Raw genomic sequence first — 19,830 nt, forward strand, 5'->3', positions numbered from 1 at the left:
TAAATTAAAAACCATCAACATTCTCGACTTATTCAACCCGAACGGCCGAGACACGACGACGATCGACCATTGCCTCACGCACGACGGCAGAACGTCATCCACTTCGAACGAGAGAACGCATCGACTGCTTCGGACGAGCGTCGAATTCAGACCTAACCGATTTTATGGCAAAGTTTTACAGATGAAGGACCGCGATCGTCCCAAGCGAAGTCGAAGGGACGAGCCGGCGATCCGTTCGCATAAATGGTCGTTGCTGACTATCGCAACGATCCGAAGATCATACTACGAATTAATGTCTACGGACAACCGATGAGGCGTCGACGCCACTGCGCGTCGCGCGCCCCCGACTCCGCTCCCGGTCCGACGCGGCAAGGGCTGTTCGCCGAAGCATGGCTTCATGGGCGACTGCACCTTGCAAGACCATCCAGCCAGGCGGTGGCGATATCGTCCTGACGGGTTTCCATGTCGATCGGATTCCGGTGGTCCGTGCGCGATCAGCTCGTTGAACTGGGTGTTTCTGTCGTAAATTCAAAGGAGGGAGGCTCGCGCCCCAGCGCAGCCCTTCGCTCTTTCCCAATCCGGATGCGGCCCCCACGCGGGGACAGCCGTACAAATTCGCGCGAACGAACCCAATTTCCGAGGCGCGTCTCCCCCTGGAAGCCGACGCCGACCGAGGCGGATTCCAGGCTGGGGCTGGTCGCGTGCGAAAGCCTGGGAGGCTCGCGGAATCGACGATACTCCGCCAAACGAAGCCAACTCCCCGCGACTGCAAGACCATGGGTAATCAGACTTTACATTCGTTTCCCAGCAACCTGATACGCCGAACGAAGCCAACGCCCCGTCGGGCCTCGCCCTTGCGGAATCCTCCGTTTCTGAGCGATCGAACTGTCATGAGCCTTTGGCTCACCCCGACCCATGAAAATGGGTTCGGGGTTGGTTATGCTGTGGGGGTCCGGCCCTGGGCGAGAGGCCGTCATTGGCTTTGGTGTCGCGAACCCGCGATCGAACTTGGTCCCGGCCTCGGCTCGACTTCATGTCGAACCCCGTCCTGTCGCCCCCCGGAAGCGGGGAAGCACGTAGAAGAAACTGCTTTACGCCCCGAGGTCGTCCCACCGGCTCGGACTGCTTCGTTTCCGACCACTCGAGTTGGAGGGGACGTCATGGACATCGTTCACGATCGCTGCGCCGGGCTCGACGTCCACAAGAAGACCGTCGTCGCCTGCGTCCGCCACATCAACCCCGACGGCTCGGTCGCCTCGGTGGTCCACACCTTCGGCACGATGACCGCGGACTTGCTGGCCCTGGCCGACTGGCTCGACGCCCACGGCGTCCGCGAGGTCGCCATGGAGAGTACGGGCGTCTACTGGAAGCCGATCTTCCACATCCTGGAAGGGCGATTCGACGTGATGCTGGTCAACGCCGGGCGGCTCAAGCAGGTCCCCGGCCGCAAGACCGACGTCAAGGACGCCGAGTGGATCGCCCAGTTGCTCCAGCACGGCCTGCTGTCGCCCAGCTTCATCCCCAAGCCGGAGATCCGCGAGCTTCGCGACCTGACCCGGCAGCGCACCGAGTTGGTCCGCGACCGCGCCGCGGTGGCCAATCGCCTCCAGAAGACGCTGGAGGACGCCAACGTCAAGCTGGGGTCGGTGGCCAGCGACGTCCTGGGGGCCTCGGGGCGCGCCATGATCCGGGCGATCATCGACGGCCAGGACGACCCGGAGAAGCTGGCCGATCTGGCCAAGCAGCGGCTCCGGGGCAAGATCCCCGAGCTGAGGCGGGCGCTGTTGGGCCGGGTCACCGACCACCACCGCTTCGTGCTCCGGCTGCTGACGGATCAGATCGACGCGTTGGAACGCCTGATCGAGCGGCTGGACGAGCGGATCGACGAGGCCATGAGGCCGTTCGACGAGGCGGCGGGCCGGCTCCAGGGGATCCCCGGAGTGGGGGATCGGGCGGCGGAGGTGATCGTGGGGGAGATCGGGCCGGACGTGGAGTCGTTCCCGACCGCGGGCCACCTCTGCTCCTGGGCGGGGCTGTGCCCGGGCAACGACCAAAGCGCCGGCAAACGCCGCAGCGGCAAGACGACCAAGGGGAGTCCGTGGCTGCGTTCGCTCCTGGTGCAGTCGGCGTGGTCGGCCAGCCACGCCAAGAACACCGCCTTCAGCATCTGCTACCGTCGATGGGTCCCACGACTCGGGAAAAAGAAGGCTCTGATCGCCGTGGCGCACAAGATCCTGGTGGTGATCTGGCACCTGCTCAAGAACGGGGCCGACTACCGCGAACGCCAACTACCAGCCCCTGCAGCCTGACACATGGCCCGGAAGATTTTCAGAAGAAGCCAATAACCGGGGGCGTTCAAGGGACGGCCGGCCAAGGATCGAAGGCGATGGAAGGGTGGTTCCTGGTCGAACGAAGCCAAACGGAATCCGCCCGGGTCGGGGTTCTTACTCGGGTCCGGAGGCGGGCTGCGGAGCCGGGTCGTCGGTCGTTGAGACGAGGCATTCGAACTGCCAGCCGGCCTGGCCCGGCTGGGTCGTCACCAGGAACCGGTTGACGCCACGGACCAGGGAAACCGTGAAGTGGTCGCGGGAGACCACCTCGGCGTCGATCGGAACGCCATTAATGAAGATATCGCATAGGCCGGTTGAGCGAATCAAGACGATGGCGCGGCGCGAATCGGCCGAGGTCAGCTCGGCGTAAGCCGTCGCGGCCGGGGATGACGGTTGTCGGGAAAGCGTCGGTTGGGGCGATTCCCCCAGAAGGGGGAGCAGATCGATGCGGCCGGATTCGTCCTTGGACTCGAACGGCTTCCAGGCGACGGGCGTTCCGCCCGCCCCGGGATGGCTCCGGGCGGCGTCGATCGAGCCGTCGCGGGCGAGCAGGCCGACCGCCGGACGCGGCAGCGGACCGAGCACGCGCCAGGCGCGGATCGGCTCAAACCGGCCGAGGACGCGGTCGAGAGCCAGGGCGGCGGCGGGGGTTGGGCCGGCCTGGCGGGCCTTGCGGATCTCGGCCTCGGCCTGGTTCCGGATCGCCAGCAGGGCGCGGACCCCGGCCCGGTTCAGCGACGGGTCGGGGTCGTCGAGAGCGGCCAGGTAGAAGCTTAGGGCGAGGGGGTCGGGCAAGGCGCAAAGGGCATGGAGCACACTCGGGCGATCCTCGGCCTGGGCGGTCTTCGCCTTCTCGATGAGCTTCGGAACGGCCTCCTGGAGCCGGAGCGGACCGGCGGCCAGGAACGCGGCCCGGCGGACGTCGGCGTCGGCGTCGTCGAGTCGGGCCAGGACGACCTCCTTCACCTCGGGGGGCAACGGCCGCGAGGGGTTGAAGCTCATCACGGCCGCGGCGCGGACCAGGGGCGACTTGTTCTCCAGAAAGCCGGCCAGGTCGTTCGCCGGCAAGAACCCGTCGCGGGCCAGGGCAGGCAACGCCCGGGCGACGAGGGCGTCCGGGGCTTTCTCATCATAGAGGACGGTCAACCGGGCCCGGACGACGTCGCGACCCCGAAGCCGATTCAAGGAGTCGAGAGCTGACGCCCGAACCGCCTCAGGACGCTCGGGGTCGACGACGACCGGCAGCAAAAGCCGGGTCGACGCCGCGTCGTTCAGGGCCCCGAGGGCCTCGACCAGCGCGACCTGGTTGTCGTCGTCCCGCTCGGCCGGAAGGGCGTCGCGAAGCAAGGGAGCGGCCGGAGCGCCCACCGCCTGAAGCCCGAGGATCGCCTGGTAGCGGACGGAAGCGTCGGCGTCTTTGAGACCGATCCCCAGGCCGCGAACGACGGCCGCCATCCCCTCGGGCGTCCACGACTCGGTCTTCTTGGGCAAGGGGCCGGCCAGCGGATCGGGGCCGAACCAGGCGCCCGACCACTCGGGATAGCGGCGGAATTGACCGGCGAGACAGGTCAGCATGCGCCCGCGCACGGCTGGCTCGGGGGTCTTGGCGAGGGCTTCAACGAGGGCGGACACAATGGAGACCGACCAGGATTCATCGGCCAGGAGCAAGCCCGCTTCGCGCCTTCGGGGGTCGAGGAAGGCGGCGACGAGGCCTTTCTGGTCGTCGACGCCGACCGCGAGCAGGGCCTGCCGGATCGTCCAGGCCGCGAGCCGGTCGGCATCGCCGAGCGCGGCCAGCAGCGCCGGGGCGGTCGAGCGGTCGCCGAGCCGGCCGAGGCTGACGGCCGCCTCGCGACGGACGGCGGGATCGCGATCGTGGACCAACCCGGCCAGCGCCTCGCCGGCCTCGCGATCGCGCCGGAGTCCGCAGCTTCGGGCGGCCTGGAGTCGGACCGGAGCGGACGCATCCACCAAGACCGATCGGATCGCCGCGCGGGCCTCGGGCGTCCCGATCCGGTCGAGCGTCCAGAGGGCGTGAATCCGACCGGCCGCCGGCTCGGGCCCGTTCAGCCGGGCCGTCAGCGGCGGAACCGCAGCCGCGTCTGAGGCCACGAGGTCGTCTTCCGCGTCGAGCCGAACAGAGAGTGCGGGATGGTCGAGAGCCTTGACCCGGTCGGCGAACCCCCCCTTGCCGGGAGGCGGTGTCGTCGGCCTACGGTCGGGTCCCTGGTAGGTCAGCCGGTAAAGGCGGCCGGTCGACGACGGCCGGACCGGGTCGCGGCTCATCGCCTGATCGACGAGCCAGAAGCCCGCCTGGCCGGCCTGGGTCGCCAGCGCGTACGGGTGGAAGTCGGCGAGGCTCCCCTTGGTCACGAGCGGGGTCCGCTTCGCGAGGGCGAACGAACCGCCGGCCTTGCGGATTTCGAGCCGGTAGACGGTCTGGGCGTCGGGGTCGCAAAGGATCAGGTTCCCTTGGTACGACTCGGGCAGCCCCTCCTCGTTGGTGCAGATCCCCTGCCCCGCCCGGCCGTCGCCGAGCTTCGCCAGGACCGGCAGCGCGCGGAAGGGGGCGGTGAGGAACTGGTAAGGGTAGCCGTAACGCCCGGAAGAGACGTGATGAACCAGGCTCTTGGCCCATCGCTTGCGGTCGTCGCCCCCGCCGAAGGTGAAGACGTCGTCGGCCGCCGAGAGGAGCAGTCCGGTGGTTCGGTTGTCGCCGGTGGAGACGACTTCGAGCCCAGTTCCGTCGGGGCGAACCCGGACGACTCCCCCGGACTGCATCCGGATGGTCGCGCCGTCCTTACCGGTTCCTCGGGGAATGCCCCGGTCGCCGACCGCTATATAGAGGAAGCCGTCGACGCCTCGACGAATCCCACCGCCGGAATGGTCGTCGATCGGCTCGCCGACGGCCGGGGCGCCCAGGCCCGAGAACAGGTCGATGCGGCTCTCGGCCCGGCCATCGCCGTCGGCGTCGCGAACGGCCGAGACGAATGGAGGATGAACCACGTAGAGGGTCTCGCCGATCCGCTCCAGGCCGTTCACGGATTCCAGATGATCGGCGAAGACGCGCCAGGCACCCTTGTCGAGCACGAACACCGAGGCGCTGGGTTCAGCGGTCGGCGGGGACGGATTCCGGCCGAGGAAGAGCGAGCCATCGCGTCTGGAGACCACGGCGGACGGCGAGCCGAATCGCGAAGGTAGGGCGACGTGCTCGACTTTCCAACCTTCCGCCGCCGCCGGCCGACCGGCTTCGATTTCGGCCCCGTCCTCGACGCCGGCCGCAATCGTGGCTGGAAGGGTGGCGATCCACAGGAATGCAAGACGGATGGGAATTCGCATCGTGATCACCCCTCCATGGTCTCGGCGACGAGCAGGCCGGCTGGCGGTCGGGCTCCGAGTGGTCTGGTCAGAGAACGCCTGGTCGACCACAATAGAGGCTCGGGGCCGCGGCGGAATCGTACCGCCTTTGCCGATTCACCTCAATGTAAACCGGTTCGGGCTCGCCTCGGGGGACGTCTCCAGGGCTGGTTCCGGAACTCGCCCGGTGAGGAGTTTTTCCCGTGTCTTCGAGTCCCGCGATCAATCCGTCCCGTCCTGACGGCTCTGAACTCGCCCAGCCGACTTCGGCCCGATGGTTCAAGAATCCGAGCTATCCGGAACGGACCCACCAGGCCGACCGCGCCGGGCTCGCGACCACCCTCAAGTCGTGTGACGAGAAGATCACGGCCGTCCGCAAGAAGCTGGGGCTGCTGGCGAACCACCCGCGTCGCGCGGAGTACGAGAAGATCTTCCACCAGCTTCAGGGCGGCCGCGACCAGATCGCCGACGCGGCGTCGCGGATGCCCCGCGAAGCGGGCGAGCTTTACCACGAAGACGCCGAGCGGCTCGAATTCGCAAAGCAGGCGTTTGCCCGGTTCATGGCGCGTTGGGACGCGGTCGCTTCCTGAAAACTCGGCTGCCGAGCATCCCAAAGCGAATCGAGCCCTCCCGCTCAGCAGTCTGAGCGGGGGGTCTCGAATCCTTCTGACGTCCCATCACGATCGCGGCTCAGCCGAAGAAAAGACCGCTGACCGAGGCGTTGCTTCCCGCGATCTTGGTGAAGCGGATTTTCACGTGACCACTGACGTTCCACGTCAGGTAGGCGCCGTTCTGGAACGACGAGAGGGTCTGACTGTCGAGGACCGCCCCGGAGTTCGGATCGATCACGTCGATCCGCTCGGTGCGGGCGGAGCCGTCGCGGTCGTAGGCGTAGATGCTCAGCTTGTGCATGAGATTGTCGGTGAAAGCCACGTCGATCGTGATCTGGGCGCCGTACCAGTAGGAATTCAACCGGTCGTCGACCAAGGGGTTGGCCTTCAGAAGGGGCACCATGTCGGTGCTCGTCCAGTACCCATTGCGCAGCGTCTGCCCGCTCATGGTGACCGAGTTCACGTACGCGGGGTAGTTGAACCCGCTGTTGGCGATGTTGTAGCCCTGCGACCCGTAGACGCCTCTCCAGGTGCCTTGGGTGGTCGTATCCTTGCCGACGAAGGCGGCCGAGGGGGTCCCGTCGAGGAACAGTCCGCTGACGACGGCGCTCGCGCCGCCGAGCTTGGTGACCACGAATTTCACGTGGCCGGTGATGTTCCAGGTGGTGTAGACTCCGTTATGGAACGACGACAGCGTGCGGCTGTCGATGACCTTTCCGGTGGCCACGTTGACCACGTCGATCCGCTCCGAGCGGGCGCTGGAATCCCAGTCGACGGCGTAAAGGCTCACCCGATGGGCGAGGCCGTCGGAGAACGCGACGTCGATCGTGAACTGGTTCCCGCTCCAGGCCGCGGCGAAGCGGTCGTCATTCCAGGAAGGCGCCTTCTGAAGCGCGCGGACGTCGCTGGTGCTGACGGTCCAGAAGGGGGTCGTCTGACCCGAAACCTGGACGAAACTGTACGATGGGTAGCTCGCGACGCTGCCCGCAAGGCTGTAGCCGGCCCCGCCGTACGCTCCCTTCCAGCTTCCTCGCGTCGATGCGTCGGTTCCGGCGAACTTCGCCGAGGTCGCGGTCGAGGCGGCGGTCACGTTCACCTCGACGCTCCGCGTGGCCTTGGCGCCGTAGGCGTCGGTCGCCTGAACCGAGACGACGTAATTTCCGGCGCCCGACGGGATGAACACGAAGGAATCCACATTGGTGGAAGTCACGATGTTTCCATTCTTCGTGACCGTCCAGGCGAGCTTGGTCGGGGAGACGGCCGAGGTCGACGGCGAGTTCACCAGGCGCGCCATGGCCCAGTCGGCCGGAGTCGCCGCGCTGGCGCCGCCGGTCGTCGTCACGACGAGCAACAACGTCTTCACGCCCTTGACCGCGACATCGATGACGGCCGGCGACGACCCGGCCGTCATCACCGCCGAGGTGTACAGGATTTTGCCGTCGCCGATCACCTGGAAGACCGACTTCCCGACTCCCGCGCCGGCGCTGTCGTCGACTCCGATGATCGCATCGAAGCTGGTATAGGCGCCGTTCAGTGGCACGACGACTTTCGAGTTGCTCGAAACGCCCACCCCCTTGTTGTAGACGACGCCGCCGAGCGAGGCGAGGCCCCCACCGCTGGCGGTTCCATTGTAAGTCGCATTGACCGCGATGGGGGTGACGCCGCCGTTTCCGAAGGCCAGATCGCCGACGTACGACCGGCCGAACAACTCGAATTCGATGGATTGGTTGGCAGCGATCGCCGACGGCTGGGCGAACGTGACGATTTGCGCCGCCTGATCGGCGGTGAGTGCGCCAGCGTTGATATGTGCGAGCAACACGTCAAGATCGGCGCGGTCGACCTTGTTGTCGTGGTTGAAGTCGCCCTGCTCCCACCATCGACCGGCCAGGTTGTAATTGGCTGCGAGGATCTGGAAGTCGGCGAAATCGACCTTGCCGTCCAGGTTCGCGTCGCCGCCAGGAACGAGCGTGCTCACCACGGCGTCCCATCGTTGCGACCCGGGCGACGTCACCCGCGACTTGAGCCCCCAGAAGTCGCCGCTGTAGGTGTAAAAGTCCATCGTCCGGCCGCCGGCCTTCTGCCAGACGCTGATGTAACGCTTGTAGACGTCGTACATCCGGGGATCGTCGAGGATCGCCTGGGTCGTCACGATGCTGGACGGGGTGGTGAGGCCTTGCCCCGCTTCATATGCGTCGAGGGGGAGCCCGAACGCCGCGGCGACCTTGACGTTGTTCTGGATGTTGGTCCCGGCCTGATCGAGGTACTGGTTTATCGAGGTGAAGAAGCCCGAGGCGGACAGGGTCGCGGCCTTGGTGCCCGACTTGAGCCCGAAGTAGGGGGCGATGGCCGTCGACTTGATGAACTGGTCCGGAGCGCCGTAGTGATCCTGGATGAATTGCAGCCCCACCTGGATCACCCAGGGCGAGATCGTCCAACCGCCGAGCACCGGGATGACGCGGTCGAAATCGGCGCCGAACTCTTGCCGGAAGATGTCGGAGATCTTTTTGAGCTGGAACGCCGTCTGCTGGGCCACCATCGTCCCCGTGTTGGTCGACACCGGCACCAGGGGGTTCGCCTTGGCGGCCGTCAGGATCTGCGCGTTCTGCTCGAAGCCGGTGTTCCAGGTCTCGTTGCTGTACTCGATGTAGACCTTCAAGTCCGGCGAGAGCTTGTCGTGCACCAGGGTTGCGAGGTTCCTGATGAAGTCGTCGTCGGCCAGGGCGGGGACGTTCAACCAAATATCTTTATGCGCCTCGTTGCCCAGCTCGATCATGGTCTCGTAGTCGATCGGCCGCTTCGACGGCGTCGTGCTGAGGAGTTCGTCGGGCTGGCCGCGATCCGACCAATGGGCGACCTTCGAACCGTTGGTCAATCCCCAGTCCATGAACCGAATGTTGTCGAACGGCTGAAGGTCCTTGAGGAACCCGGAAGTGAAGGGTTGACTGCCATCCGCGGCGTACCCCGGCGCGATGATCTTGAGATCGGCGAGCGGATTGTTGGGATCGATCGCCGTCACGTCCATGACCAACGCCCGCTGGCCGGATTGATCGCCGACCCCGCTGACCTTGACCTGACCGCGAGTGACTCCGTCCGCCCCCTTCACGAGCGGAGAGACCAGATGGCCCACTCCCCAGAAGTCGAGGGTGGCCGTCCCCTCGTAGCTTACCTGGTACACGCCGTCCGGGTAGTTCGTGAGATACGCATACGTCGAGGCGTCGACTAGCGGAGAATTCAACGAGTTCGTCGGCAACGACGGATCCGCCGTCCACCAGTTCGCCTTGTTGATGTCGCCCCACTCCCCCATGAGGCGGGAGACGTTGGTCCAGACCGCGTCGCCTTGGTACTGGTAGTTCACCAACAGGTTCACACCCACTCCGCTCAGCATCGCTCGATCCTCGAGCGTTTCGAGACGGGGGATCGAACGAACACGTCGAATACGCTTCAACATGACCACCTCAAAATCACAAGATGCGGTTTCGTCGCTGGGTGGCCCACACGCGGGCCGGATGAGACTCGTCGTCGATCGTCAGTGAAGCGCGCGGAACCAACGCGGCGGGCATGTGACGCCGGCGCGTTCGTTCACACAGTGATGAGAACAGTCAACCTATCCTCGGGCTTTCGTACGTGCATCTGAAAGCATGAAAGAGAACGAAGTCTATCAGTACGTCGATGAATATCAACAAGCCGGCTTATTTTGTCGATCCGTGCTTCGATCCATCAAATCATCTCATAACGCGAAACGAATGAATTCATTGTGAAGACGGCGCGTTCCACTGCCGCCGCGTCAGCAAAATTGCGCGGCCGGGTCCTCCAAACGATCCGCGGGAGCCGGGGGACTTCTCGGCGCGACCGGCGATGGGCGATAATCAACGGAGGAGTCACCCCGACACCGGTCGCGGCAAGCCGGTCCTCGGACGGTTTCTCGAAATCGACGCCTGGAGCGGGTTGCTCGGGAACTTTCGCGAGAGTAGGAGCGTCCAAGACCTTGATGACGCGGAACGTCGACGACCTCAGCCTTGTGCAGGCGTGTCGCGCAGGTCGGACCGAGGCCTACGGTCTTCTGGTCCGGCGCTGTCAGGACCGCCTCTTCCCGACGATCCTGCGCCTCATGGGCTCGCACGAAGACGCCCAGGACGTCCTTCAAGACGCCTTCGTCCGGGGGTTCGAGAAGCTCGATCAATACCACGGAGACAGTTCGTTCTACACCTGGATCTACCGGATCGCCGTTAACCTGGCGTTGACGCGGTTCCGCAGGCGACGTCTGCGCGGAGTCCTTCGGTTGTGGGAGCCGAACCGCGACCAGCTCGCTCTTGACCCGCCGGATCAGTCGCCCGGGGTCGATCCCGCGTTCGCGATGGAACAAGCCGAGCGCGAGGCGGTCGTCGCCGCCGCGCTCGGAGAACTCGCCCCGGAGCAACGCGCAGTGGTGGTCCTGAAAGACTTCGACGGCCGCCGTTACGAAGAAATCAGCGAAATCCTGAACATTCCAATCGGCACGGTGCGCAGCCGCCTCCACCGGGCTCGAAGTCAACTCCGCGATCGGCTGCGATCGCTCGTCGAGGACCCGGACCCGGCCCATCCCGACGTCGAGAGCGTGAGGCCCTGATGCGACGCCGAGGCGGAAACACCGGACTCTCCAAGACCACTCCGATTCCCATGGGGTCCCTTCGCCGTCCCAAGCCAGCGAACCCACTATCATGAGTATGGATCAAGACTCACTGTTGTCCGCCTTCCTTGACGGTCAGGTCGACCCGGATCAGAAACGACGCGCCGAGTCGGCCGTCGCCTCCGATCCCGCCGCGGCCGAAGCCCTGCATGCGTTCGCCGCCATCCGCGACCTGGTCGCCGGACTGTCTCGTCCGCCGGCGCCGGACGTCTCCGCCTCGGTTCTGAGCCGGCTCGCCGCGGACGCCGCGCGGCCTCGTCCCTGGAAAACCTGGGGGCCGTACGTGGGGCGCGGACTCGGCGCGGCCGGAATCGCGGCGAGCGTGGCGCTGGTCGTCGTCCTGGGGGGACAAACCCGATCCTGGAGGCTCGTCGAGCCGCCGCGAGTGGCCTCGACGCTCGTCGTCCCGGTTCCCGCTCCGGTTTCGACCGTGGCGACGCCCTCCGCGCGAACCGAGGTGGTCGCGACGGCTCAACCCAAGCCCGTCGGACCGGCCCCGATTTCAACGCCGGCCCCCGCCGTGACGGTCGTCGAGTCTCGGGTTGCCCAGCGCGACGATCCTCCGGGGTTCCGTGAGTTCTGGGCGACCGCCGGCCCTCGACGCGACTTCGCGGTGACCCCCGACGCGGGCGAATCGACGACCGCGACCGTGGCGACGCTGGTCGGGCAGTCCACCCATCGCGATTTCTACAAGATCGTGGTCCCCACCGGAGCCAACGGCGTTCCAGGCGATGAGGCGGCCGTCGCCTTCGCCGCAACCCTCGATCCCAACGAGTTCATGACTCTCCAGCGACGCCTCGAGTCGCATTTCGGGAAACGGGTCGAAGAGCGCGACGCCGACCCGGAAGTCTCGGCCCTGCTGGCGGACGTCGGCCAGGCGACGTCCTCTCCCGCAACGCCGGCGGCGGACGTTCTGGTCCCTCAGACCGGCGAACTCGCCCTCCGCGTTCGCTCCGGCTCGCCCGTTTCGAGCCGTCCGGAACCGGCCGAAGCCTCCAAGCGATCCGACAAGGGCCGAACTTCCCCCGCGCGGCCCGAGGACGCTCCGGCCGCTCCCGCTACTGCCGATCCCACCCGGCCCTCGCTCGTCCTGATCTGGATCGTCGGCCCCGCCCCAAGGTGACGGGTCGAGGCGGCGACGGCCGACGGCGGCGATGCGGCTTGACTTCGATTGACGGAACCATTCAACTTTGGGGGTCGTCCCACGAGGAGGGACTGCGTGGAAGGTCTCTTACTCCACGCATTGAAGATCCTATAGACTAGGCAACAGCTTGCGTGACGGCCGGCGTCGTCGCCGTGCGCCGAGTTATTCCCGGGGATTCACCTATCGTGTCCACCCAAGCCGAGGCGCCTAAGGTTCTCATCTCGCTGGCGACTTACAACGAGGCCGGCAACGTCGAGCCGCTGATCGAGAACATCCGCCAGTTCGCACCCGACGCCTCGATTCTGGTGATCGACGACAATTCCCCGGACGGCACCGGCGCGATCGCCGACGCAATGGCCGCGCGGCTCAAGAACGTCTTCGTGATCCATCGCAGCGGCAAGCTCGGTCTGGGGACCGCCACGCTCGAAGCGATGGCGTTCGCCATCGAGAACCGGTTCGACTACCTGCTGAACATGGACGCGGATTTCAGCCATCCGCCGAAGTTCATCCCCGACCTGCTGGCCGGAATGGCCGATCATGACGTCATGATCGGGTCGCGGTACGTGCCCGGGGGGGGCGTCGAAGGCGAGTTCAACCTCAAGCGGAAGTTCATGAGCACGGGCATCAACATGTACGCGCGGACGTTTCTGGGGCTGACCAACCGCGACAACAGCGGCGCGTTCCGCTGTTACCGCGTCAGCAAGCTCGCGGAGATGGACTTCTCGAAGATCCGCTCGCGCGGGTATTCGTTCCAGGAAGAGATCCTCTACTGGTGCAAGAAGGTCGGCTGCCGCTTCGGCGAGACGCCGATCTTGTTCATGAACCGCCGCTCGGGCATGTCGAAGATCAACTCGCGCGAGGCCGCGGCGGCGATCTGGATCATCTTTCGGATCGGCGTGGCAAGGCTCGTCGGTCGCGCCTGAACCTCGCCCGACTCGTCGTCCGCCGTCACCGTCGCGGTTCGGCCGCGTAGGGTCAGGGGCGGCTTTCACGAACACGTTTCCGCAAGGGATGAATCGCTCGATGATCGACGTGCAACGAGTCTCGAAGAACTACGGTTCGATTCGAGCGCTCGACCAGATCTCTTTTGAGATGGGGAAAGGCGAGATCGCCGGCCTGCTCGGTCCCAACGGGGCGGGCAAGACGACGACGATGCGCATCCTCACCACCTACCTGACGCCCACCAGCGGCAAGGCGGTGCTCTGCGGACACGACGTCCTCGACTCGCCGATCGAGGTCCGTCGGTCGATCGGCTACCTGCCCGAGAACGTGCCGCTGTACACCGAGATGCGGGTCCGCGAGCTGCTCCACTTCCGGGCCAAGCTCAAGGACGTCCCCCGGTCGAAGCGGCGGCGGGCCGTCGCCGAGGTGGTCTCCCGGTGCGGGCTGGCCGACGTCGAGAACCGGATCGTGGGCAACCTCTCGCGCGGGTATCGCCAACGCGTCGGGCTGGCCGACGCGTTGGTCCACGACCCGCCGATCCTGATCCTCGACGAGCCCACCGCGGGGCTCGACCCGATCCAGATCCGCGAGGTCCGGGCCTTGATCCGCGAGCTGGGCGACCGCCACACGGTCCTGCTCTCGACCCATATCATGTCGGAGGTCGAAGCGGTTTGCAGTCGCGTGGTCATCATCGCCCGGGGGCGGATCGCCCTCGACGAGCGGCTCGAGAACCTCCGGCACGACACCGCGCTCGTCGTCGAGGCGCGGGGCCCGGCCGACGCGATCCGGAACGCCCTGGCGGCCGTCCCCGGAGTTGAACGGGTTCGGACGACCGGCGAGCACGACGGCGTGGCGGAGTTCGAGGTCCAGACCCGCGAGGGGGACGACCCCCGCGAGGAGATCTCCCGACGGCTGGCGGCCAACGGCTGGCCGCTGCGGACGCTCGACGCCCGCCGCAGCTCGCTGGAAGAGCGATTCATCGACGCCGTCACGCGATCGAGCCTGTCGGTTCACGAGAAGGAGGCGGTCTGAAAGCCTTATGAGACATGTACCCGCCCTCCTCGCCCGCGAGCTGAGCGCCTATTTCTGGGGGCCGACGGCCTACCTGGTGATGCTCGCCTTCCAGATCATCGCCTTCATGAATTTTTGGGAGCTGGTCGACGCGCTCAGCCAGCCCCAGAGCGAGTTCTCGAACCTTCGCGATCCGATGAGCGCGTACATCTCGGGGAGCACGCCCTTCTGGGTCGCGATCATGGTCGCCGTCCCGGCGCTGACGATGCGGCTGTTCGCCGAGGAGAAGCGGTCCGGGACGATCGAGACGCTGCTGACGGTCCCGGTCACGGAAGGCGAGATCGTCATCGCCAAGTGGCTCGCTGGGGTCGTCATGTACGTGGTGTTGCTGGCGCCGTTCGCCCTCTATCTGCCGTTCCTCTACTATCAGGCGCGATTCTACTTCGACGTCGGCCCGGTCGTCAGCCTGGGCGTCGGCCTGGCGACGATGGGCATGATGTTCGTCGCGATCGGGGTCTTCTTCAGCGCGCTGACGAAGAACCAGGTGGTCGCGGCGATTTGGACGTTCGTGGTCCTGTTCCTGTTGGTGGTCATGACGCTGCTGGCCTATTTCTACGGGGCGAGGCAGCAGGCGGGCTGGGCCGAGGCGGCGCGGCACGTCGCGATCCTCTACCAGGTCCAGAGCTTCGGCCTGGGGCGAGTCGACCTGAGGACCGTCGCGCTTCAGCTTTCGGTGTGCGTGTTCGTGTTGTACGCCACGACGATGATCTTCGCCGCGCGGCGAGGACGTTGATCGAAACGCTCAAGGGTGGAGGATCGATCGAGCCGCGATGCTTTCAGGTCTATCGATGTTCTTGAACCGCGCTGAAATCTGGGTGGGCGCGCTGGCGGTCGCGGCGTTCCTGGTCCTGTACTGGACGCTCCGTGGAGCGCCCCCGGGCCAGAGCGCGACGGCCGAGGACGACGACGACGCCCCGCGCTCGGGGTATCGCGACCGCGTGATCGCCGCCGTCGTGACGGGCCTGCTCTTGATCCTCGCCGGTGCCTACGTTGCGGCGACTCGGGGGGTCCCGTGGTCGCTGCCGCTCTTCGCGCTGGGGTTCGGCATGGTGCTCGCCCTCGCGATGGTCAATCAGCGGTACCGGCATTCGAGCCCCAGCCTGCGGCGCACGATCGAGTACTCGAACGCGATCCTCAACACGGCGCTCCTGGCGGGCGTGCTGATCGTCGCCAACGTCATCGCCTTCCGCTACGGCGGCCACGTCATCGACCTGACCCGCGAGCGGGCGTACTCGCTCTCGTCGCTGACGATGAACCAGGTCGGCAGTCTCGATCGTCCCTTGACGTTCCACCTGATCTACGGGCGAGGCGCCCGGGCGGGGCGGCAGCTCGACCGGATCGCCCAGTTGCTCGAACTCTACCGAACCGCCCGGCCCGACATGGTCAAGATTGAGAGCGTCAACCCGTTCACCGACCTGGAGCGGACCGAAGACCTCGCCAAGCGCGCTCCCGACCTGGCGGTGATGCAAGGGGGGGGCGTCCTGATCGAGTTCGGCGAAGGGGAAGACGCCAAGTACGTCGCGGTCGGCGGTCAGGAGATGTTCGACGCCCCTCCGCCCGAGCGGTCCCCCGCGAGCCTCGACCGCTTCGAGTCGACGTTCAAGGGGGAGGACGCCCTGACCTCGGCCTTGATCCGGATTCGCGAGGGCCGGACGGCTAAGGTGGCCTTCCTCGTCGGCCACGGCGAGCCGAGGCTCGACGACCTCAATCCCAACGGCCCCGGACTCGGGCTCTGGAAAGCGCGGATGACGTCGAACGGCTACGACGTGACCGAGCTGAACCTGCTGGAAGCCTCGGTCCCCGACGACGTCGAGCTGGTCGTCGTGGCTGGCCCCAAGGACGCGTTCAAGCCCGTGGAGACCGCCCGGCTGAAGGCGTACGCCGATCGCGGCGGCCCGGTACTGGCGATGCTCGGCAACACCGAGCCGACGGGCCTCGACGACTTCCTGCTGTCGTTCAATCTGGAGCTGGGCAAGGGGCTGGTGATCGATCCCCAGCTCAACTTCAACCACAACATGCAGCTCGTCCACTGCATCCTCAAGGGAGGCGTGGGCCATCCGATCACCGACTCGCTGGGTAGCGAGCGGTCGGTCCTCATCGCCAACGGAGCGCCGATCGAGATCCTCGGGACGAAACCGCAGGCGAAGGAGCTGAACAAGTCGGTCGATCGTCGGTTCGTGCCGACGCCGATCGTCAAGAGCGGGTCGCGGTCATGGGCCGAGACCGACCTCAAGAACCCGCGCCCGCGTTTCGACCAGGACGTCGACCAGGCGGGACCGATCGTGGTGGGCGTCGCGGTCGTCGAGCGCGGCGCCGAACCCGCCGCGGCGACCAAGCCGAGGCTGGTGTTGTTCTCGACGCGATCGATCGCCGAGAACATCGTCCAGGGGATCGAGCCGACGAACCTCGACCTGGTGATGAACGCCGTGAGCTGGCTTCGCGAGCGGCCCAACGCGGTGGGCATCACACCGAAGACCCACGTGGCCCTGACTCTCACCGCCGACCCCCTACTCCGCTGGCGGCTGGTCGTCGTGCCGACGGTCGCCGCCGTGCTGACCATCGTCGGCCTGGGCGGCCTGGTTTACGTCGTCCGACACGAGTGACCCTCTGGATCGAACCGTATCACCGATGAAAACGTCGCGCACAACCTATGTCTTGATCGGTCTGTTCTTCGCCGGCCTGCTCCTCCTCTGGGGGCTCGAATTCACGGGCGTCCTCACCGAGTCGCAGCGGCGGAGACGGCAGGACCGCATCCTCCCCGCGCTCACGGACGTGATGGAGTCCGGAATCCAGAAGGTCGAAATCGACCGCAAGGGCGAGCGGCTGATCTTCGAGCGTCGCGGCCGGTACGGCTGGCAGATGCGGGGGCCGATCGACGCGGCGGCCGACGCCAACGACCTGGAGAGCCTGCTCCAGAACCTGCGGGCGCTCCGACGGTCGGCCGACGCCGGCGTGATCGACGCGCCCGCCGAATCGTACGGCCTGGCCCCGGCCGAGGCGACGTTGCGGCTGTGGGCCGGCGGCGCCCAGGGCGGAACGAGCCCGAAGGACCCCGTCGCCGTCCTCGAAATCGGTAAAACGGCCCAGAATCATCGGTATGTGAAGACCGACGACGCGGGCGGCATCGACGTCGTCGACCGGAGGGTGCTCACCGCGATCGATCGCCCGGCCGCCGAATGGCGCGACAAGATGCTCGCGCCGTTGCCGACCTTCCAGGTGACCGGCGTATCGATCCAGCGTCCCGGCGTGACGCTGAAGGCCGAGCGGATATCGGGCGGCCAATGGCGGCTGACCGAACCGGTCCGCCTCCCGGCCGACGGCTCCAAAATCGAGGCGGCGCTCGCCGCGCTCGCGGGCCTGCGGATCGCCGGACCGTCGGGCAGCTTCGCGGCTGACGACGTGAAGGATTTCGCGCCCTACGGCCTCGACAAGCCCGAGGCGACGATCGAGCTGACGTCTTCGGCCGATCCGTCGAACCCCACGGTCTTGATGGTCGGCAAGTCGCCCGCCGACCAGCCGGGCCGCGTCTACGTCCGCCGCGGCGACCAGGACGACGTGGCGCTCATCGACGCCAAATTCCTCGCCGAGATCCCCGCCGACCGGCTCGGCTTCCGGAGCCAGCATATCGCCGAGATAACGCCGCCGGCCGCCTACCGCATCGAGATCAAGGCCCCCGGCGGCCCGTTCGAGATGGTCCGCAATCCGGCGGGTTGGGATCTGGTCTCGCCTCAACCCGGCAAGGCCGACCGGTTCCTGGTGGATTCGCTGCTCGGCCAGATCGACGCCCTCCAGACCAGCGAATACCTCGACCCTTCGCAGATGATCGACGTCGGACTCGACCCGCCGATCATGTCGATCCGGGTCTGGGAGATCGAGTTGGGCGGGGCAAAGAACCGGAAGGCCCCGGCCGACGCTCCTCCCGCCTTCGAACTCGCGCTCGGCCGTCATGACATCCTCAAGAAGACGATCTACGGACGGCTCCCCGGCGACTCGTACGTCCTGGCGCTGCCAGACTCGTTCCTCAAGATGCTTCCCAAGAACTCGTACGCGTTTCGCGACCGCACGCTTCCCTCCGCACAGCCCGCCGGCGTCGCCAAGCTGACGTTCGTCCACGACGGCAGGACGACGGTCCTCGAACCGGATCGCGCTTCGGCCACTCCCAACCAGTGGCGGATGATCGCGCCCGTGAAAGCGCCGGCCGACGTCCGCGCGGTGACCGCCGTTCTCGCCGCCCTCTCGAACCTGCGAGCCGACGACTTCGCGGCCGACTCGGCCGGCGACGGCGTCGCATTCGGTCTCAATGCCCCACTGCTGGATCTGAACTGGGAGGGCGAGGGGGCGGCCGGCGGCCTGAAAGTCGGCAAGCAGGTTCCCGACAAGCCGTCGACCTATTACGCGGTCCTGAGCGGCTACCCTCCCGTGTTCACGCTCGACGCCCAGGCGCTTCAGCCCTACTTCGCCGAGATGCACGAGACCCTGGTGCAGAAATTCCCGCTCGACGACGTCCGTCGGCTGGTGCTGCGATGGCCGGATCGAACGCTCGCCTTCGCGCGGAGCAGCCAGCCCACGGGTCAACCGACCGACTGGTCGCCCGAGCCGGGAACCTCGGTTCAGGGGATCGACCTGTCCCGGTTCAACGACCTGGCCATCCACCTGTCGCAGCTTCACGCGGTTCGATTCGCGCAGTATGAAGGGCCGATCCCGACGTCTTCGGGCCTGGCCGAGCCGCGACTCAAGATCGAAATCGGCTTCGGCGCGGGCAAGCCGCCGAGCGTCGTGCGGCTCGGGTCGCCGACCCGCGACGGCTTCGTCCTGGCCACGACCGGCGACGGCGCGACGGGCCCGGTCTTCCTGCTGCCCGGTCCCGCGTGGGAAGCCCTGATCGAGCCGGGGGCCGAGGGATCGTCGGCACCGCTCCCCGACGACGTCTTCGCCCCGCTCGACGCGCGCTGAGACCTGGAAACCTGGCGATGACCGGGGCCATGCGTCTACTATAATATAGGATTGGAGAAGGAGAGCAGACCCGCCGCCGCCCCGGAGCCCGACTCGTGCTGAGCATCGTGAAGTACCCGCATCCCGCCCTTCGTTACACCTCGCGACCCGTGGGTCAGATCGACGATGAGCTGCGCGCCGTCGTCCGCGAGATGTTCGACCTGATGTACGAGGCGCGCGGAGTCGGCCTTGCCGCGAATCAGGTCGGGTTGCCGTTCCGGTTTTTCATCCTGAACGTTACGGCCGACCCGGACGAGAAGGACCAGGAGCTGGTGTTCATCAATCCCGAGATCGTCAAGCGGCACTCCTCGGCTGAGGACGAGGAAGGCTGCCTGAGTATTCCCGGCGTATATTCCAAGGTCCGGCGCGCCCGCAAGATCAAGGTGCAGGCGTTCGACCTCGCGGGCGAGCAGGTCGAATACGACGCCGACGAGCTGTTCAGCAAGGCGATCCAGCACGAGACCGACCACCTCGACGGCAAACTGTTCATCGACTACCTCGGCCCGCTCACCCGGCACTCGATGAAGGGGAAGCTCCGCGAGTTCGAGCTGGAGTTCCGCAAGGCCCAGGCCGGCGGCGAGGTTCCCGACGACGCCGAGATCGTCCGGCGGCTCAACGCGATGTCCGCCCCGAGCGCTGGGGCGATCGCAACCCTGAGCGGCACTTCGGCCGGCACCTGAACGATCGCCGGCGCAACGACCTTGATGGATGAGAGGC

The 19,830-nt window shown here is 66.5% G+C and carries 12 protein-coding genes; 10 read left to right on the forward strand and 2 right to left on the reverse strand.

The window, feature by feature from the left end; genetic code table 11:
• Positions 1 to 1,160: 1,160 nt before the first annotated feature.
• Complete coding sequence (locus BSF38_RS09340; protein ID WP_076343043.1) at positions 1,161 to 2,309, forward strand: IS110 family RNA-guided transposase; 1,149 nt, start codon at positions 1,161 to 1,163, stop codon at positions 2,307 to 2,309.
• 135 nt (positions 2,310 to 2,444) lie between these two features.
• On the opposite strand, the gene BSF38_RS09345 is transcribed toward BSF38_RS09340, so the two are convergent.
• Entirely contained in the window at positions 2,445 to 5,669 is a 3,225-nt protein-coding gene (locus tag BSF38_RS09345; RefSeq protein WP_076345010.1) for a HEAT repeat domain-containing protein, read from the reverse strand.
• Positions 5,670 to 5,890: 221 nt separating this feature from the next.
• On the opposite strand from BSF38_RS09345, the gene BSF38_RS09350 reads away from it, so the two are divergent.
• Positions 5,891 to 6,277: a hypothetical protein gene (locus tag BSF38_RS09350; protein ID WP_076345012.1), complete on the forward strand. Its 387-nt coding sequence runs from the start codon at positions 5,891 to 5,893 to the stop codon at positions 6,275 to 6,277.
• A 100-nt stretch (positions 6,278 to 6,377) separates the two neighbouring features.
• Here the strand turns inward: BSF38_RS09350 and BSF38_RS09355 are convergent, their stop codons facing one another.
• A complete protein-coding gene (locus BSF38_RS09355) occupies positions 6,378 to 9,683 on the reverse strand; it encodes an NPCBM/NEW2 domain-containing protein (protein ID WP_168189353.1) in 3,306 nt (1,101 codons plus the stop codon).
• Positions 9,684 to 10,286: 603 nt separating this feature from the next.
• Between BSF38_RS09355 and BSF38_RS09360 the strand changes: the two genes are divergently transcribed.
• From BSF38_RS09360 to def, 8 genes are all read left to right on the forward strand, one after another.
• Complete coding sequence (locus BSF38_RS09360; protein WP_076345016.1) at positions 10,287 to 10,904, forward strand: RNA polymerase sigma factor; 618 nt, start codon at positions 10,287 to 10,289, stop codon at positions 10,902 to 10,904.
• Positions 10,905 to 10,995: 91 nt separating this feature from the next.
• Positions 10,996 to 12,087, forward strand: coding sequence for a hypothetical protein (locus BSF38_RS09365; protein WP_145952037.1), 1,092 nt, complete (start codon positions 10,996 to 10,998; stop codon positions 12,085 to 12,087).
• Positions 12,088 to 12,293: 206 nt separating this feature from the next.
• A complete protein-coding gene (locus tag BSF38_RS09370; protein WP_237170817.1) occupies positions 12,294 to 13,031 on the forward strand; it encodes a polyprenol monophosphomannose synthase in 738 nt (245 codons plus the stop codon).
• 100 nt (positions 13,032 to 13,131) lie between these two features.
• Positions 13,132 to 14,082 (forward strand): ATP-binding cassette domain-containing protein, encoded by a 951-nt coding sequence (locus tag BSF38_RS09375; RefSeq protein WP_076350719.1) that lies wholly within the window; start codon positions 13,132 to 13,134, stop codon positions 14,080 to 14,082.
• Positions 14,083 to 14,089: 7 nt separating this feature from the next.
• Positions 14,090 to 14,854 (forward strand): ABC transporter permease, encoded by a 765-nt coding sequence (locus tag BSF38_RS09380; protein WP_076345020.1) that lies wholly within the window; start codon positions 14,090 to 14,092, stop codon positions 14,852 to 14,854.
• A 37-nt stretch (positions 14,855 to 14,891) separates the two neighbouring features.
• A complete protein-coding gene (locus tag BSF38_RS09385) occupies positions 14,892 to 16,724 on the forward strand; it encodes a GldG family protein (protein WP_076345022.1) in 1,833 nt (610 codons plus the stop codon).
• A gap of 25 nt (positions 16,725 to 16,749) precedes the next feature.
• Positions 16,750 to 19,074 (forward strand): DUF4340 domain-containing protein, encoded by a 2,325-nt coding sequence (locus tag BSF38_RS09390; RefSeq protein WP_076345024.1) that lies wholly within the window; start codon positions 16,750 to 16,752, stop codon positions 19,072 to 19,074.
• A 95-nt stretch (positions 19,075 to 19,169) separates the two neighbouring features.
• Complete coding sequence (gene def, locus BSF38_RS09395) at positions 19,170 to 19,793, forward strand: peptide deformylase (protein WP_076345026.1); 624 nt, start codon at positions 19,170 to 19,172, stop codon at positions 19,791 to 19,793.
• Positions 19,794 to 19,830: the final 37 nt, after the last annotated feature.

The sequence above is a fragment of the Paludisphaera borealis genome, assembly GCF_001956985.1.
GTDB lineage: Bacteria > Planctomycetota > Planctomycetia > Isosphaerales > Isosphaeraceae > Paludisphaera > Paludisphaera borealis.

Coding starts and splice junctions, on each gene's coding strand:
- BSF38_RS09340 (WP_076343043.1), top strand. CDS start 1,161: ATGGACATCGTTCACGATCGCTGCGCCGGGCTCGACGTCCACAAGAAG.
- BSF38_RS09345 (WP_076345010.1), bottom strand. CDS start 5,669: ATGCGAATTCCCATCCGTCTTGCATTCCTGTGGATCGCCACCCTTCCA.
- BSF38_RS09355 (WP_168189353.1), bottom strand. CDS start 9,683: ATGCTGAGCGGAGTGGGTGTGAACCTGTTGGTGAACTACCAGTACCAA.
- BSF38_RS09360 (WP_076345016.1), top strand. CDS start 10,287: ATGACGCGGAACGTCGACGACCTCAGCCTTGTGCAGGCGTGTCGCGCA.
- BSF38_RS09365 (WP_145952037.1), top strand. CDS start 10,996: ATGAGTATGGATCAAGACTCACTGTTGTCCGCCTTCCTTGACGGTCAG.
- BSF38_RS09375 (WP_076350719.1), top strand. CDS start 13,132: ATGATCGACGTGCAACGAGTCTCGAAGAACTACGGTTCGATTCGAGCG.
- BSF38_RS09380 (WP_076345020.1), top strand. CDS start 14,090: ATGAGACATGTACCCGCCCTCCTCGCCCGCGAGCTGAGCGCCTATTTC.
- BSF38_RS09385 (WP_076345022.1), top strand. CDS start 14,892: ATGCTTTCAGGTCTATCGATGTTCTTGAACCGCGCTGAAATCTGGGTG.
- BSF38_RS09390 (WP_076345024.1), top strand. CDS start 16,750: ATGAAAACGTCGCGCACAACCTATGTCTTGATCGGTCTGTTCTTCGCC.